We start from the raw sequence: 16,168 nt of genomic DNA on the forward strand, positions 1-16,168 counted from the left end.
ACTCAGTACTGAAATATGAGATTTTGGTCTTTTTGGTTCAACAGCTTTGTTCTATCTAGCCAATACAACCCGCCCAGGTTTGTAGAATTATTGATGCTCTTTTTAGCGATCGCAATGCTGGCAATAGCCAGTATTTTACCCGACATACCCTATTTAATCTTAGGCTTGAGCTTAGTAGTTGGGGCATCTATTTCCATCTTAGTGCGGGAAGCGATCGCTCCCTCACCCCAAACGCGAATTACCCAACTAACAGCATCCCTATTACTCATCATCAGCCTCTATGGCTTTGCTGATTTAATGTACACTCTTTAAAATTAGTCATTTGTTATTTGTCCTTTGTCAGTTATAAGCACCAATGACTAATGACTAATGACTCCATTTTTGCATTTCCACCAATTCCATACACAAATCATTAATTTGCTCCAAATCAGGTTTATGAGGTAGGGGAGATTGTTCGCAAACAACTTCCATTTCGGCGACCAAATCTTCTGCTATTTTCATCACCTGCTCATAAGAATACTCACCTTTTAAAATAGCTTTTAAATCCTCAACATCACCAGCTGTTCTCCTATCTACAATTACTTCACCTCGTCGCAATATTTCTACTCCACTGCGTAACAATCTAATGCAGTGCATTCCATGTTTGAGGTCAAAACCTGACTTTCTTTCCATTTCTGCTCTAGCCGGATTTCTATTTTCCTGCCAAGATAAGTAAGCCTTCCATTCTCTTAAAGCAATTTGATAGCTTTGGCTTTTCTGAAGCAGACGGATAAAATCTTTACGGCTATTGGTTAACTTTTGGGTATATTCCAAAGTTTCATCAGGTAAAGTATATTGTTTTAATACTCCTTTAAAATCAATATCTGCTGTCAGTAATTGATATAATTGTTCTGCTTCTTCTAAAAACTCAATCCGTCCTCTGATTAAGTTATAAAGATATTCCAGAAAAGCATTTAGCTCATCTTTGCTCAGAGGTGCTTCGTCTTCTATAGCGAAGTCAGATGGTATTGGTTTTTTTTGCGGGGGCTTTAACAACCACTTCCGATGAGTTTCCATCTTTTTGATTTGGGCAAAGGCATAACCAGTGTAAGTATGTTTTACCTTCTTGCTCAAAAATAATTGTTTACGATCTATTAAATGCTGTCCGACTGCGCTTAAAAAAGGATAGTTATTTAACCAGAGCAATTCTAAAACATTGGGATTTGCGCCCGCTAATAACTGGAGGATTTTTCTTAATTCATATATAACCGTGTCTTTATTACCATCAATGAATGGAAATATTCCTGGTTCATCCCAACCAGTATCTTTTTGTTCTATCCGATCGAATCCCAAATAGTACCTTTTGGGTGCAATAAATACTCCCCGATAATCAAAGTCGGAATCAGGACGATTTAAACCATAGCCGTGGCTACCAGCCAAACCAATTAAAATAGTTCTTTGCTCAACTTCTATTCTTTTCATATCACCTGATTAAAATATAGTCATCCTAACTCATGAGTTAAGCAGGTGGCGAGATGGAGAGTAGAGAAAGGGTTTTTAACTCTATACACTTTCTAAAAAACCAAAATTGTCCTAGATCCCCCTAAATCCCCCTTAAAAAGGGGGACTTTGAAAGCTTTTTGCCCCCCTTTTTAAGGGGGGTTGGGGGGATCAAAAGCCTGTGGCGCAACTCTAGAAGACTTGTGTATACACCGTAGCCTCGCAAGCGGGGTGGGATTGGGGGTGGGGTGCAATGACTGTGGAAATCATAACTAATTAGTCGGACTTGATATAACAGCTCTACTTAATCATTTGCAAACAATAAGATCCCCGACTTCTCTAGGAAATCAGGGATTTGAACCTTGTGTTTAACAGGAATACCCCTAAAGGAGATGATGCAACAGTATCCCCTTGAGGAGCAAAACTTGTCAATTCAGTTGTTTGTATACTTTCGGTTTCCTAGAACAGGAATTATCTAGGATAAATGTGGCGTCTATTCCCCCATCCTGGATTGACAATGGCAGCTAAATCTTCTTCAGATAATTTGCTGATTTCACTATCCAGTTCTTTGGCGGTGAAATCATAGCCACGCTCTTGAGCAATTTTGATGAAGGCTTCTGGATCGGCTGTTGCTTTGAGTCTTTGCTGTAACGCTTGATCTTCTTTTACAGCTTGAAAAAGTCGGGCAGCATTTTGCTGTGTCATGACAATCAATCTCCTGTTTGAAATATCAGGTTTGAATGTGATAGTTTAACTCTTGAGGATTCACTAACTTTTGTAAAGAAGTTCTAGATGAGACACCGTATATTTCATCTTAAAACAAAGAAGAAGAATGTGTTGATTTTGATAACAAAATATAACTTTTAAGCTAATACTAACTAATGTTAATTTTTTATAGATTCAGCCCTAAGATAGTAGCAATTTTTCTCTAAAAAGCATTTGTTTTGACTGCTTGTAAATACAATTGACATTCGTGTGAGTGGGTGATGTATACGATGGGCTACACCTATGCCCATGACGACTGTTGACTAATCTTAGAAAATGAGCGATCGCACAGAGTAATTAACTGATTTTCCATCTTCAGGTTGACTAGACAGCAATGCCAAACGCAAAAATCCTGTTATAGCTTGACTTGACGCCTATTAATAAAATAGTATGTTAGATTGTCTGTCTAATTCCTGCTCGGATCAGGTAGACATATTACAAAGGCTGGCAAAAGCATCTCTACGGGAGATAAAAACCAGCTACCTGTACGGCAACCTCAAGGACAATTCCATGACCTACGCGATTATTGAAACTGGCGGCAAACAAATACGAGTAGAGCCAGGCCGGTTTTACGACGTTGAACTGCTAGCGATCGAACCAGATGAAAAAGTTACAATAGATTCCGTATTACTCGTGCAGCACGATGGCGAAGTCACCATTGGACAGCCATTAGTAACAGGTGCAACTGTAGAAGGGACTGTAATGCGACATTACAGAGGTCGTAAGGTCCTGGTATACAAAATGAAGCCGAAAAAGAAAACCCGCAAAAAACGGGGGCATCGTCAGGAAATTACCAGACTTATGATTGACTCCATCACCCTTAACGGTGCAGTGTTTGCTGCCCAAGGAGAACCGGAGAAGGAAACCCCCATTCTAGATAACACCGCTGCTGAAGAAGTTGAAACCGCTGCTGAATAATAAAAGAAGTAGATACACAAGAGGAAATCATGGCTCATAAGAAAGGAACAGGTAGTACACGTAACGGTCGTGATTCTAATGCCCAACGTCTGGGTGTCAAACGTTATGGCGGTCAAGTTGTACGTGCAGGAAACATTCTCGTGCGTCAACGCGGCACTAAATTCCACCCTGGTAACAACGTCGGTATTGGCAGCGATGACACTTTGTTTGCCTTAATCGATGGTGTTGTAATGTTTGAGAGAAAGGGCAAAACTCGTAAAAAAGTTAGTGTTTATTTACCTATAACTGCTGCTGAGGCAGCCCCTGCTGAAGCAGTGGCAAGTTAGAGTATTAGCGTGGGCATCCTGCCGTTGGTGTCAAGTTAAGGCATCAGCCCAGATGTCAAAAGAACAAGCAGCCGTTCGTCGGTGAAGTTGACGGACGGCTTTACCCAAGCTCATCGAACAATAATGTTCGACAAGCCTGAAAATATTTTCAATGTAACATCCAATCCTCAGCCTCCAGTTTTCTAGAAAGTAAAAGTAGTGCGAAGTGCGCCTACAATTGCTGTGTCATTAGCACTAAAGCCTTCCGGGCTAAAGATGAAATATACACCAGGGGTAATGGAGATATTGTCGCTAACTCGATAGTTATAAAATGTTTCTAAATGGTAGGGAGTCGCGTCTTCTGGACGAGAAGCAACTCCTGCTACAGATTCTCGGTAAAGCGGCTGTCCAAAAATGACGGCGGCGGTGTTCCCTTCATGGAATATATCTCTAAAATGCAACCCAGCCGACCAACTACTGTAGGTTGTAGAGGCATCCACATTCGAGAGATTAGCAAAAAGCAATGCACCTGATAGTGACAGGGATGTTTTCGGCGCAAACCGCCACGTTACCGTTGCACCTACAGAATTTACATTGATTGGCTCATCAAGAATTGCTAGTGTCGCGTCACCACCAAACCTCGCCAGTTGTGCTGCATTGGGAGTAAATCGAATAGAAGCAATATCAGCGCTACCCAAGCCTGTACCTAGAATGTTAATTGTGTGGTAGCTGTGTGCATAGTTGATGCCGATATCAATAGTTGAGATTGGTTTGAGGGTTAGTTGGGCAGCAATTGCTTGTGTACCGTTAAAGACACCTGCTCCCAAAGGTGTGTTCAAAAGACCGCGCTCTTCTGATATCGGAGCCGAACCACTACCATAAATCACTCCAAGTCCCACTTGTTTTGAAGGATTCCACAAGAAACCAGCACCCGCTAATAAACCCGTACCAGAAGTGCCTCCTGTAATTCTGACAGCAGCGTTGTAACCTGCAAATCGAGAGATTGCACCTTGGCTATCGCTGGCGTAGGGAGTGATGGCAGGAAAAACATCTGTAATCTCTGCATTGGTTCCAGCAAAGACGACGAATTTCTGAGACAACGGTAAGACATAAGCTAGCTTGTAAAGACTAACTGAATTTGCTCCGCCGTCGGGTTGTAATGTCTGGGGATTAAAGCCAGGAAATTGAGGTTCAAAGCTTAATTTGGTTGAACCTGCACCAAGAAAACTTGAATTTGGCAGTAATTGACCTTGAATGGTTCCTCTTTCATAAAATGAACCGCTCGATCTGAAGTTGTAAGCTTGAAGTCCAACAATCAACAAATCACTGCCGTTAAAGCTGCTGGTAAGATTGAGCCGGACGCGATTATTGAAGGCTAATTTAGCATCTTGGCTACCTGGTTCTCCACCTGTCGCTGTGGACAAAGAAAAAATCGCTTCGCCATTAAGTTTAGTTGTGGTAGAAAACTGTTGCTTCTCTAAGGTAGCTGTGCGAGGTTCTAAGGCATCTACTCGACCACGCAATGTTGCAAGTTCAGATGTAAATTCTTCTTGGAGTTTTTGGAGAGTAGTTAAATCTTCTTTCTTAACTAAGTCACCAGTACTAGTAGCAATCAGTTCGTTGATTCTATCTAAGCAAGCATTCAAGCCAGCAGCAAATTCATAACGGCTTAAGGCACGATTTCCTTTATAAGTACTGTCAGGATATCCCACAATGCAACCGTAACGTTCCACTACCGATTGCAGTGCTTGAAATGCCCAATCTGTTGTCTTAACATCAGATAATTGAGATACTGAGTTTACTTGAGCGATCGCATTCGATTCTAGAAAATTAGAATTAGTTGAAACTCCGCTACTGTTGTCTTTGTCTGCGCTCTCAAAATTGTTTACAGGATTGTCAGTAATTGATTGAGCAGTTGCAGGAGATGCACCCAGCGAAATTAAAGCAGTAAGTAAGCACAGCCAACTGACTCTTCTTGCACACATTAATTGGTAATAATTCACACTCGTTCCTCACACACAAAATAAAACACCACTATTTGTTGTGAATACTAATTATTCACAAGCTAAAGCTAACCAGCAAAAGCAAGCTCCAGGAATTAAATACTCTTTTTGTTGAGAGTTTGCTGATTAACTATGCGAATTCTGCACAAAATTACTTTGTGCAGAATTCGCATACTAATATCTCAGTCGATGCATCGGCTGAGGATAATTGCAGCTTTTCTCAATCTCAAAATTGGAATTTTAAGAACTACTTAGCCATAATTAAGGACTCATCGCTTGAAAAATATTTTTTGAAATTTTCAAACTACTTAAACTTTATAGATACACTATAGTTTTGATAAGTGGTACTTTACCATATATCTTTTACAAAAATAAACATTTTTGAAGGTTTTATTTTTTATATACAAATAATATTAACGTATTATTTAATATAATAATAAATCGCTTTTTGATAATATTAAAATATATAATCCGATCGCTCGTGCAATCAATAATGAGTTTATTGTCAGACGAAACAATGGCATTGTCAGCCAAAACAATGCCATTGCAGCTCTAAAAGACTTGTGTGTATACCGTAGCTTTGTAAAGAAGCGGGTTTTCTAGACAAAAGGGAACAGCCAGGTTAATAATAGCTGCCAGATTTCCGATGTTCCAAAGCCGTGACACCATCATTTTCCAACACTTCACCGCGATCGATCACGGCATAAATTAACCATCTGTCGCCACATTCAAGCTGATTTTGCACTGTACATTCTAAATAGGCTAATGCCTCATTCAAAATTAAACAACCATTCAGAGCAGTTTTTGTGGCAAGATTCGCAAAGGGATTATCTCCTAAAGTGCTGTGACGAGAAAAATAGCGGCGGACATTTCTTCCTTCTTTGAGGATATTCAGCACAAATTTATCGCCAGGATGATGCATTAAATCTGCATTTTGCTCGTTAGCGATCGCAATCATAATTCCTGGCGGGTTAAAAGTTGCCTGAGATATCCAAGAAGTTAAAACCCCTTTGTGAGTTTCTTCATCACGAGTTGTCACAACACACAAAGAACCAACGATCCGCCCCACCGCTTGTTCGGTACGATCTACATGGGTTTCTGTGACAATATGGCGGGAAGTCCGCAGCTTTTTAGTTTTCTTCAAATTTTGAGCAAAAAAAGCACCAGCTTCTTGACATTGCTGAAGAATCTCAGGAGTCGGACTGAAACGCACCCGAATTGTTTCAAATCCTAGCTGATAATTAGCATCTTTGAGCTTGCTTTCGATTAAATCAATTGCCTCGCCACTCCAGCCATAAGAACCAAACACCCCTGCTAACTTAGTTTTGGCTGCCACCGAGAGAACTATTCCTAAAGCAGTTTGAATTTGAGTCGGTGCATGACCGCCTAAAGTGGGTGAACCGATAATCAAGCCATCGCAGCTTTCTACAATGCGGTTAATCTCCGCCGAGTCGGCTAGTTCGCAGTTAATTGATTCTACATTGACTCCATTTTGGATCAAACCTTGAGCGATCGCATTCGCCACAATTGCTGTATTTCCATAAGCAGAAGCATAGAGCAAAGCGACACTCAATTCTTGAGATTTTTGTCCTTGACACCATTGACGGTAATCATAAGTAAAACGACTCAGGCTGTAACGAACAACTGGTCCGTGTGCTGGGGCATAACATCTGGCTCCCAAAAGCGACAATTTATCTAAGGCTACTTCGACTTGTTTGGCTTGGGGCGCATGGAGACATTCAAAATAGTAACGACGTTCCGCATCTAAACCCTTCCAATCTTCATCAAACAAAGTATCTTCGCAAATATGAGCGCCGAAAAGTTTGTCTGTGTAGAGTATTTTTGTAGCGGCATCGTAGGTACAAAGTCCATCCGCCCACCGAGGAGTCGGTACGGAGATAAATGATAGAAGATGTCCTTGTCCTAAATTTAGAGTATCCTGCGATCGCATCACTTGAATAGGTGATTCAAATTCGGGAAAGGCAGTTTTGAGAGCATTGGCGGCGGGGCGAGAACAAATGAGAGTGGCTTGAGGAACCAGAGAGAGTAATACTTGCAAGGTTGCTCTGCGGTTCGGGTTGACATGACTGAGAACAATGTAATCGAGGGAGATGAAATCTAGATGTTGTGCAAGTTGCTCAAGGTAAATTTCGGTAAAAGATTCGCCGGGAGGGTCAATTAAAGCCTTTTTATCAGCTTGAATTAGATAAGAATTCGCTGTAGTTCCCCGTTGACGGGAATATTCCACCTCAAATTTTAATCTGTCCCAAGTCCGCGATCGCATAATCAGAGTATTTTTACCAATTTCAGCAACTTGTACATCTCTGCTATGGTTGGACGTTAATGTGGCAGTAGACATAATAACCTCTCTTAATTGGGCATTGGGCACTTGTACTGAGCGAAGTCGAAGTATTGGGCATGGGTTATTCTCCTTGTCTCCCCCTATTCCCCACTTCCTACTCCAATACGGTTCAGTTAAGCATCTCTTTTTTCTCTCTGCGTCCTCTGCGCCTTGGCGGTTCGTTAAAAAATTGACTTTGGTAACAGAGTTTTAGCCTTAACTCAACCGTATTGCTTCCTACTCCCTATTTTTAATGACCATTGTTTTGTATTAATTCAGACTTGGCTTTGCTTCTATAGCGTTTAGATACTTCTTGTTCGGGATCGATACCTTCAAAGGTAGGGGGTAGCCAAACTCGGAGAAACAGTAGTACTCCCAGGACTAATAAAAAAGCACAAGTTGCTAAAACTTGACTCCAACTTGTTTCTAGAACACCTTTAACAATGACTTCTCGCAATGCGGAAACGATAGAAACTTCAACAGCTACCCCAATAGATACTCGATGTTCTTGTAGGTAAATAATCAGCAGTCGGAATAGCTCAACTAAGATAAGTAAAAAGAGAATATCGGCAGTAACAGCATGAAAATCTAAAGGTGGAAGTAAGGAGAGAAACATATCTCTCACCTGAAGCACCATGAAGCTAAATAAACCGATACACAAAGAAATTACAATTACATCTTGGATAAATTCCAAGCTTCTGACAACGCGCCCACGATTGATTTCGTACATGGTAATCGGGGTATTTTCAACAGATTTATACATAGTTTTTGTGAGTTGTAGAGACGCGATTCATCGCGTCTGTGGGGAGCAGGAGGAGCAGGGGAGCAGAGGAAGAAATTATTAATTATTGATCAATCCCCAATGACAAATGACAAATGACAATTTAGTAATGATTGCCAATTTTGCGGTGATGCGCAGCAGTAAGTGCATCTAGCTTGGCGACTCTTCCAGTTTGGACTGTGCTATAAATTACCCAGTGATCTCCACAATCCATACGGCTAGTGATTTCACATTCCATGTAAGCTAAAGCTTCAGCTAAAACGGGCGATTCATTTTTAGCCGGATATGTTTTCACTCCAGCAAATCTATCTGCGCCAGGAGCAAAACGCTTGAGGAAATGTTTCATTAATCCTTGATATTTGCCTTCTTCTAAAACGTTTAAAACAAAGCGATCGCCAACATGCATCAAGGATTCAATTGCCCGATCTTTGGAGACTGCGATCGCTACTCCTAAAGGCTCAAGACTGGCTTGTGTCACCCACGAAGCCAGCATTGCACTCTGAACTTCTCCTTTTTTGGCAGTGATAATGTATAATCCTGTGGTAATCCGCCCTAAAGCTTTTTCTAGCTCGGTATTGATAGATTTGATTTGTTTTATAGTGCGATCGCGGGTTAACCATTGACCCATATCTGTCCCCGCTTCATCACAAAGTTGTTCCGTTGCCTGGGTAGGAATTTCCTTAACTAAAATAGGTGGAAAAGCTTCAGTTAATCCCAATTCTTGAAACTTATTGCGTAAGGGGTAAATTGGTTCATCTTCTCCTCCTCCCGACTCTAATAAACCAATTGCTTGTTTTTTATGAACAGCAGCTAAAATCGTACTTAAAGCCGCTTGAGCCATTACCGAAGATTGGGCTGGCATTGCAATTATTAAACCAGAGGCTTGTGCAACTAATTCTCGAACTTCTTGAGGCTCGGCACTATTGAAGTCTACTAATTCTATTGCCACGCCTGTTTTTGTGCATCCATGTGCAATGTTACGGACTAAATGTTCGCTATGCCCATAATCTTCAACATAAAATAGAGCTACTAAAGTCTCTGTTTTTGCTTGTTCTAAACTCCAGTTTTGATACCGTCCGAGCCATTCAGAGATATAGTGTTGTAATAAAGGGCCATGTCCTGTAGCAACAGTTGCTATTTCTAACTTTTCAATCCGCTTTAAAGCTGCCAAAACAGACCGGGCATTCGGCTCCATGAGACAATCATAGTAATATTTAAAATCTTCCTCAAGTAAGGTGATATTTTCATCATAAGTATGGTCATCACAGTAGTGCATCCCAAACACATCGCAAGTGTAGAGTGTGGAAGTTTTATGGTCATAGGTCAAGATTGTGTCAGGCCAGTGTAAGTTAGGTGCAGAGATAAATTCTAATTCGTGTCCGTTGCCTAAATCTAAGCGCTCTCCACTTTTCACCTGCATTGATTTAAAAGGCTGGTGAACCATATTTTCTAAAAATTGAATAGCTACCTTTGCACCAACAACAGTAATGGAAGGAGCTAATTGCAAAATATCTTTCACTAAGCCACTGTGGTCAGGTTCTGTATGGCTAATAATCAAGTAATCTATCTTAGTTGGATCGATTAATCCCGCCACTACCTCAAGATATAATTGCTCAAACTTGCGGTGAGATGTGTCAACTAAGGCAATTTTTTCTCCTTGAATTAAGAAAGAATTATAGGTTGTACCATTACGTAAACCAAACTCGATATCAAAACGTTCTCTATCCCAATCGAGACAACGTATAGCAGTTGTTTGATGAGCAATTTCAACAGTTTCAATCGTCAAACGTCCAGGATGGGAAATAACTTGAGTAAGCTGTGTGAGTGCAACCATTTCTTTTCTCCAAAAGAATATTATCTGGAGCGAGTGTTCTGTTTCTTATATTTACCTGAAACACTCAATTAGTAAAATGCCAATTTCTAAAGCTAATCATTAGAAAGATTTATTCATCATTTAGCTTGACTTACCATTGAATTACTCAATGTTTATCATTACTTTTATATTCGATAATGAACGTGAGAAAATGCAAATTATCAGTTAGAATCTTGACAGATGTCGTTAACCTTTATTACTCCTCTTCTACAACAAATCAACAGCGAAATAGCCCGTCACGCTGGTGTTGAACTGTATGTGCTGCGCCTGGATCTCATGCACCCGTGGGTTAACGGCAATAAGTGGTTTAAGCTGAAATACAATCTTTTAGAGGCTAAGGAGAAAAATTTCACAACACTGCTAACCTTTGGCGGCGCTTATTCCAATCACATCTATGCAACTGCGGCGGCTGGTAATCTTTTCGGTTTTCGCACCATCGGTGTAATTCGTGGAGAGGAGAGGCTACCATTAAACGCAACGCTGAGTTTTGCTGTCCAACGGGGTATGCAGCTTGTGTACCTAAACCGCGAAATGTATCGACAGCGCAACACACCAGCGTTAGAGGAATATCTGCGACAAAGTTTTGGTGAGGTGTTTATCATTCCCGAAGGCGGGAGTAATTTAAATGGTGTGCGCGGCTGCACAGAAATAGTTGGTGATGCGACGATCGCATTCGATCGTATCTGCGTAGCCTGCGGTACAGCCACCACACTAGCAGGTATTGCGCTTTCGTTGCATGAAAGACAAAAAGCGATCGCTTTTCCCGTATTGAAAAATGGCGCATTTCTTGCACAGGAAATTGAAAGTTTATTGACAAATTACCTCGCCTCTGATTTACCTACACCATATAATTCTTCCGCTTCCTGGGAATTGGTATGTGATTATCACTTTGGCGGCTATGCAAAGGTGAACAACGAGTTACTACTGTTTAGCCAACAGTTTACACAGGAACATGGCGTACCCCTCGATTACGTATATACCGCCAAAATGTTTTACGGAGTGATGGATTTACTACAGCAGGAATTTTTTTGTAAAGGCGATCGCTTACTGCTGGTACACACAGGCGGCTTACAGGGGAACGTTGGCATGGAAGAAAGGTTGTAGAGATTTTCTAAAATTTGAGTTGCCACTTAATTAAATATCAGTTAACCTTGTATGGAATTTTACTAAACCAAGTTAAATTCATACACCAATCTTGATATTTACTCAAACTTAGATAAGGTTAATTCAATGTTTACATCTACTGAACGCATTAAGGCGGATGATCAGAGTATTGCTCTCTATTTGGAAAATCTTCTATCAAATAAATATCAAATTCCAACCTTTCAAAGAGATGTTGTCTGGGAGAAAGAGAATGTTAAAAAACTTTGGGATAGTATCTATAAGTTTTACCCTTTAGGAAGTATTTTAATTTGGAAAACTAATACCAAGCTAGAAAGTCATAGAGAAATAGGTGGTATAAAGTTTGCTGATAATTTTCACTCGAATGAATACCAATACATTTTAGATGGACAACAAAGAACAACTTCTCTATTAACATCAATACATGGGGGCAAGGGTAAAATTGCTAATCACGAAAACTTTGATCCAACACTATATATAGACTTGACTATTAAACTTACTGATGCGACTGATGACACAAGCTATGCAAAAAGGTTTTTGTTTTGGGACGAAATCGATGATAGAGATGGTAAGCTTACAGCAAATACTGGGAGAAAAAACCGTTATCAAGATAAACTAATTGTCAGTTTAATAGATATTCTTAAAAATCCTGGGGAAATAGAAAGAAATCTTCATAAAAATGGATACGGTGACTTTGAAAATCCCTATATGCAACAATTGAGAAGGATTAGAGAAGTCTTATATAGTTATAAAATTTCTTTCATTGAGTTGAGAGGTATTGAAGTTGCGGAAGTTTGTCAAATATTTGAGCGGATTAATCAAGCTGGTAAACCCTTGGATATCTTTGATATTGTGGTTGCTAAGACTTTTCGTTCTGAAAATAAGACAAATAATATCTCTGGGTTCTATCTTCGTGAATTATTTGATAAGTTTAAAAAAACTATTTCTAGTAGTCAATATGCCAGTATCGATAATTGGACATTGCTCCAGATGCTAGCTGTAGTAGTAAAACTTGAATTTCCCGAAGCTGGGATACAAAATATTACTGATATGTATCTTAATAAGCTAAAAACAGAGCATATTGAAGCTGTATGGTCTAATTTTAAAATAGCCGTTGCTAAAACTTTTGATTTCTTTGATAATATTTTGCATATTAAGGGTGGAAGATTAATTCCTTACCGATATTTATACCTGACTATTACAGCATACTTTTATCGGAATGATAAACCAGATTATAGTTTTTTAAATAAATATTTTTGGTATTATAGTTTTCATAATGCAGACTTACTAACAAACACTACTCACCTCTGGGAACATATATACTTTGTTAATCAACAAAAGGCTAATAGTACTTCCTCATTCAATAAATTTGATATTGATAAGAATTCTCTAAGAAAATCTTTTTACAGTTATAGAGGTCGCTTATCCAGAGCAATACTATCACTTTATGCAAACCACAAGCCGCAAGACTGGGCAAAACCTCATAGAGATATTTTGTCTGATGTTTATTATTTGCTAACAGATAAGCCTAACTTGCACCATATATTTCCAGTTATTTTTATTAAACAGAGTGGTATTGCTAGTCAAGTAGAATGTGACAGCTTGATGAATATTGCCTATCTGTCTCAAATAACTAATTTGAAAATTAGCGATAAAAATCCATTAGATTATCTCAAAGAATATGACGAGCCTGGTTTAGAGACAGTCCTACGCTCTCATCTTATACCGACGATGATTCTTGAATGGTCAAGAGCCGATGCACTTCCTGAACACGCCCTAACAATTTTTATTGAAGAAAGAGTAAATCTTTTATTAGAGGCTTTGAGACTGAAGTTAGACGGGATTGAATTTAATGTTTTTGATATGGGCGATCGCATAGAGAATATCCATTTATAAAAAAGTGATTATCCAAAAAAGAGGCATTGCTGGTTTTCATGCTTACCGTTTATTTTGTAAACTTTGAATGGTAGCGATCGCATGTTTCGCTACAATATCAATCTCCTCTTCTGTATTAAACCTGCCAATGCCAAACCTTATCGAGGCATAAGCTAGCTGTTGGGGGTGTCCCAATGCTGTGAGAACATGGGAAGGTGCAGTATTTGTTGACGAGCAAGCAGAACCAGAAGATACTGCCATTACTGGCTGCAATCCTAGCAAAAGTGCGGCTCCATCCACTCCCTCAACACTAATACTCAAGTTTCCCGCTAATCGCTGTTGAGGATGTCCGTTGAGATGAATTCCTTCAACTTGCGATAGCTGTTCCCACAATCTTTGTCTTAATTGGGTGAGGCGTTGGGTTTCTGTTGCTTGTTCAGTCAAAGCGATTTCTACAGCTTTCCCAAAGCCCGCGATTTGCGGTGTATACAATGTACCAGAGCGCATCCCCCGCTCATGTCCGCCGCCGTGCTGCTGGGGAGCCAGTTGCACTCTGGGATCGCGTCTGCGAACGTACAGCGCTCCAATGCCTTTGGGGCCATATACTTTATGTGCTGTTAAAGACATCAAGTCAATTTTCATCGCTTGCACATCTAAAGGAATTTTACCAATAGCTTGGGCGGCATCGGTGTGGAAAATGATGTTGTGTTCATGGCACATTTCCCCAATTTCTGCTAAAGGCTGTAACACGCCAATTTCGTTATTTGCAGCCATTACCGAGACTAAAATTGTCTCAGGACGGAAAGCATTTTTTAACTCAGTTAAATCAATCAATCCATCTTTTTGGACAGGGAGAATAGTAATTTCAAAACCCAGAGTTTTTAAATAATTACAAGGGTCAATTACTGCACTATGTTCAGTGGCAACAGTAATAATATGCTGACCTTTTTTAAAATAAGCTTCAGCAACACCTTTAATAGCTAAATTATTTGCTTCTGTTGCACCACTAGTAAAAACAATTTCTTCTGGTGTGGCGTTGATTGCTCCTGCTAAAATCTCTCGCGTTTGTTTGACAGCAGCTTCTGCTTCCCAACCATAAACATGACCGATACTTGCTGGGTTGCCAAATTTTTCTGTGAAGTAGGGGAGCATTGCTGCTAATACCCGTTCATCTACGGCTGTAGTAGCGTGGCAATCAAGGTAAATAGGACGAATAGACATAATTATTAACTTAAACTTTGACTCAAATTTTTTAATACACTTAGAACTTGATACAGTTCACTTTCTCGTTTCAAAAGTGTAAATTTGTCAGACATAGCATACTTTGGCTGATTCTCTTTGGTAAATTTTAGGAAAATAAAATCACTACCATTTGTTACTAATCCAAAAGTAGCTTTGTCTTGATTAGGATTAGCCAACATATAAACAAGTGCTTGAGGTATGGCTTCTAAAAGAGAAAAGTTAGACCTTTTAGATTCAATTACTAACAACCAGAATTTTTCTTGAATAACTAAAACATCAATTCTACCTCTAATGATTTCTCCTTCATCTTCCGCAGAAATTTCTATTGATTCCTCGCCTCTGATATAAAAAGGCTCATCATAAAATCCAGCTAAATTGAGTAAAGGAGATAAAACTACTAATTTCACCGTTTCTTCTGACAAGGGAGGATACTTTACTAAACGGAGAAAATGAAATTTTACTCTGTCTAAATCTTGCTTTTCTAAATCTGTAATTTTCGGTAAATTTTCAAGCCATTCTGTGAAGAATACCTCATCTTCGGCTAGCTGTAGGCTAAATCTTTCTTCCAAATAGGCAAGCCCGATATTTTGTGCTTGGATAAATTGAACCATAATTCATTTCAAAGATGCAATATAACTATTATGACACTATTACAGTATTAACCTAATAGTTAAAGATAGTTTTGAGTGTTTGTAGTCAGCACTTTAGTGCTTAGAAATAATGACTTTAATCCTTACTAAAAACTTGCTTACTATCGATTTACATTTGACATACGACTAGATATAAATATCGCAGATAATTAATTTAAAACTTGACCTATTTTTTTTAATATATTCAAAACTTTATATAATTCATTCTCACGTCGATATAAAGTGAATCTATCAGATAAAGCATACATTGGTTTATCTTGTTTTATCAACTTAATAAATTGGAAATCTTCTCCATTCATTACCAAGGAATATGCAGGATGCTCAGGCTGAGGATTTGCCAGCATATAAGTTAGTGCTTGAGGAATCGCCTTTGCCAAGGAAAAACTAGATCTTTTAGATTCAATTATCAGTAACCATAGCCGATCTTGGAGAACTAGGACATCAATTTTTCCTTTAATAATTTCTTTAGTATCTTCGGTAGTTACTTCATTATCAATGATAAAATTTTCACTAATTTCTACACTTTCTTCAGTAGCAATATAAAAAGGAGGACAATAAAAACCAGCTAAATCTAGCAACGGAGATAATACTACCAATTTTACTGCTTCTTCTAAAAGAGGAGCATTTTCAAGTACATTAAGATAGTTATTTTTAACTCTGTCTAAATATTGCTTTTCTGACTCGGAAATTTCAGGGATATAGTCAAACCACTCTGTAAAAAATTGCTCATATTCAGATTTATAGAGAGCAAATTTTTTCTTTAAGTAGGCAAGAGTAACATTTTGGGCTTGGATGACTTGAATCATGTTTATTC

At 39.1% G+C, this 16,168-nt stretch carries 14 protein-coding genes; 5 read left to right on the forward strand and 9 right to left on the reverse strand.

The annotated features are described in order from the left end of the window. Positions 1-15 precede the first annotated feature (15 nt). Complete coding sequence (locus AC1F2U_RS05630; RefSeq protein ID WP_480260213.1) at positions 16-312, forward strand: hypothetical protein; 297 nt, start codon at positions 16-18, stop codon at positions 310-312. Positions 313-366: 54 nt separating this feature from the next. Here AC1F2U_RS05630 and AC1F2U_RS05635 read toward each other — a convergent pair whose 3' ends face one another. After that, a complete protein-coding gene (locus tag AC1F2U_RS05635) occupies positions 367-1,461 on the reverse strand; it encodes a nucleotidyltransferase domain-containing protein (RefSeq protein WP_480260214.1) in 1,095 nt (364 codons plus the stop codon). 489 nt (positions 1,462-1,950) lie between these two features. Continuing rightward, positions 1,951-2,184: a Nif11-like leader peptide family natural product precursor gene (locus AC1F2U_RS05640; RefSeq protein WP_480260215.1), complete on the reverse strand. Its 234-nt coding sequence runs from the start codon at positions 2,182-2,184 to the stop codon at positions 1,951-1,953. Between the two features lie 570 nt (positions 2,185-2,754). Here AC1F2U_RS05640 and rplU point away from each other — a divergent pair. Then, the gene (gene rplU / locus AC1F2U_RS05645; protein WP_480260216.1) at positions 2,755-3,162 is read left to right on the forward strand and encodes a 50S ribosomal protein L21; all 408 of its coding nucleotides are present in this window, start codon (positions 2,755-2,757) and stop codon (positions 3,160-3,162) included. A gap of 29 nt (positions 3,163-3,191) precedes the next feature. Then, positions 3,192-3,488 carry a 50S ribosomal protein L27 gene (rpmA, locus tag AC1F2U_RS05650; protein ID WP_099099325.1) on the forward strand — a complete coding sequence of 99 codons (297 nt, stop codon included), beginning with the start codon at positions 3,192-3,194 and terminating at the stop codon, positions 3,486-3,488. Between the two features lie 182 nt (positions 3,489-3,670). On the opposite strand, the gene AC1F2U_RS05655 is transcribed toward rpmA, so the two are convergent. The 4 genes from AC1F2U_RS05655 to AC1F2U_RS05670 all read right to left on the reverse strand — a co-directional run bounded on the left by AC1F2U_RS05655 (position 3,671) and on the right by AC1F2U_RS05670 (position 10,426). Continuing rightward, positions 3,671-5,470, reverse strand: a complete 1,800-nt coding sequence (locus tag AC1F2U_RS05655; RefSeq protein WP_480260217.1) for an iron uptake porin — start codon at positions 5,468-5,470, stop codon at positions 3,671-3,673. A gap of 622 nt (positions 5,471-6,092) precedes the next feature. After that, positions 6,093-7,829 carry a diflavin flavoprotein gene (locus tag AC1F2U_RS05660; RefSeq protein WP_480260218.1) on the reverse strand — a complete coding sequence of 579 codons (1,737 nt, stop codon included), beginning with the start codon at positions 7,827-7,829 and terminating at the stop codon, positions 6,093-6,095. Positions 7,830-8,061: 232 nt separating this feature from the next. Next, positions 8,062-8,574, reverse strand: coding sequence for a phosphate-starvation-inducible PsiE family protein (locus AC1F2U_RS05665; protein WP_334837483.1), 513 nt, complete (start codon positions 8,572-8,574; stop codon positions 8,062-8,064). A gap of 121 nt (positions 8,575-8,695) precedes the next feature. Then, on the reverse strand, positions 8,696-10,426 hold the full coding sequence (locus AC1F2U_RS05670; RefSeq protein ID WP_480260219.1) for a diflavin flavoprotein: 1,731 nt from the start codon (positions 10,424-10,426) through the stop codon (positions 8,696-8,698). A gap of 219 nt (positions 10,427-10,645) precedes the next feature. On the opposite strand from AC1F2U_RS05670, the gene AC1F2U_RS05675 reads away from it, so the two are divergent. Continuing rightward, the gene (locus AC1F2U_RS05675) at positions 10,646-11,569 is read left to right on the forward strand and encodes a 1-aminocyclopropane-1-carboxylate deaminase/D-cysteine desulfhydrase (RefSeq protein WP_480260220.1); all 924 of its coding nucleotides are present in this window, start codon (positions 10,646-10,648) and stop codon (positions 11,567-11,569) included. A gap of 126 nt (positions 11,570-11,695) precedes the next feature. Continuing rightward, entirely contained in the window at positions 11,696-13,483 is a 1,788-nt protein-coding gene (locus AC1F2U_RS05680) for a GmrSD restriction endonuclease domain-containing protein (RefSeq protein ID WP_480260221.1), read from the forward strand. Positions 13,484-13,525: 42 nt separating this feature from the next. Here the strand turns inward: AC1F2U_RS05680 and AC1F2U_RS05685 are convergent, their stop codons facing one another. The 3 genes from AC1F2U_RS05685 to AC1F2U_RS05695 all read right to left on the reverse strand — a co-directional run bounded on the left by AC1F2U_RS05685 (position 13,526) and on the right by AC1F2U_RS05695 (position 16,160). Further along, positions 13,526-14,683: a cysteine desulfurase family protein gene (locus tag AC1F2U_RS05685; protein WP_480260222.1), complete on the reverse strand. Its 1,158-nt coding sequence runs from the start codon at positions 14,681-14,683 to the stop codon at positions 13,526-13,528. Positions 14,684-14,688: 5 nt separating this feature from the next. Then, positions 14,689-15,315, reverse strand: coding sequence for a type I restriction endonuclease (locus AC1F2U_RS05690; protein WP_480260223.1), 627 nt, complete (start codon positions 15,313-15,315; stop codon positions 14,689-14,691). A 188-nt stretch (positions 15,316-15,503) separates the two neighbouring features. Further along, positions 15,504-16,160 carry a type I restriction endonuclease gene (locus tag AC1F2U_RS05695; protein ID WP_480260224.1) on the reverse strand — a complete coding sequence of 219 codons (657 nt, stop codon included), beginning with the start codon at positions 16,158-16,160 and terminating at the stop codon, positions 15,504-15,506. Between the last annotated feature and the right edge of the window lie 8 nt (positions 16,161-16,168).

The organism is Nostoc sp. LEGE 12454 (assembly GCF_056620565.1).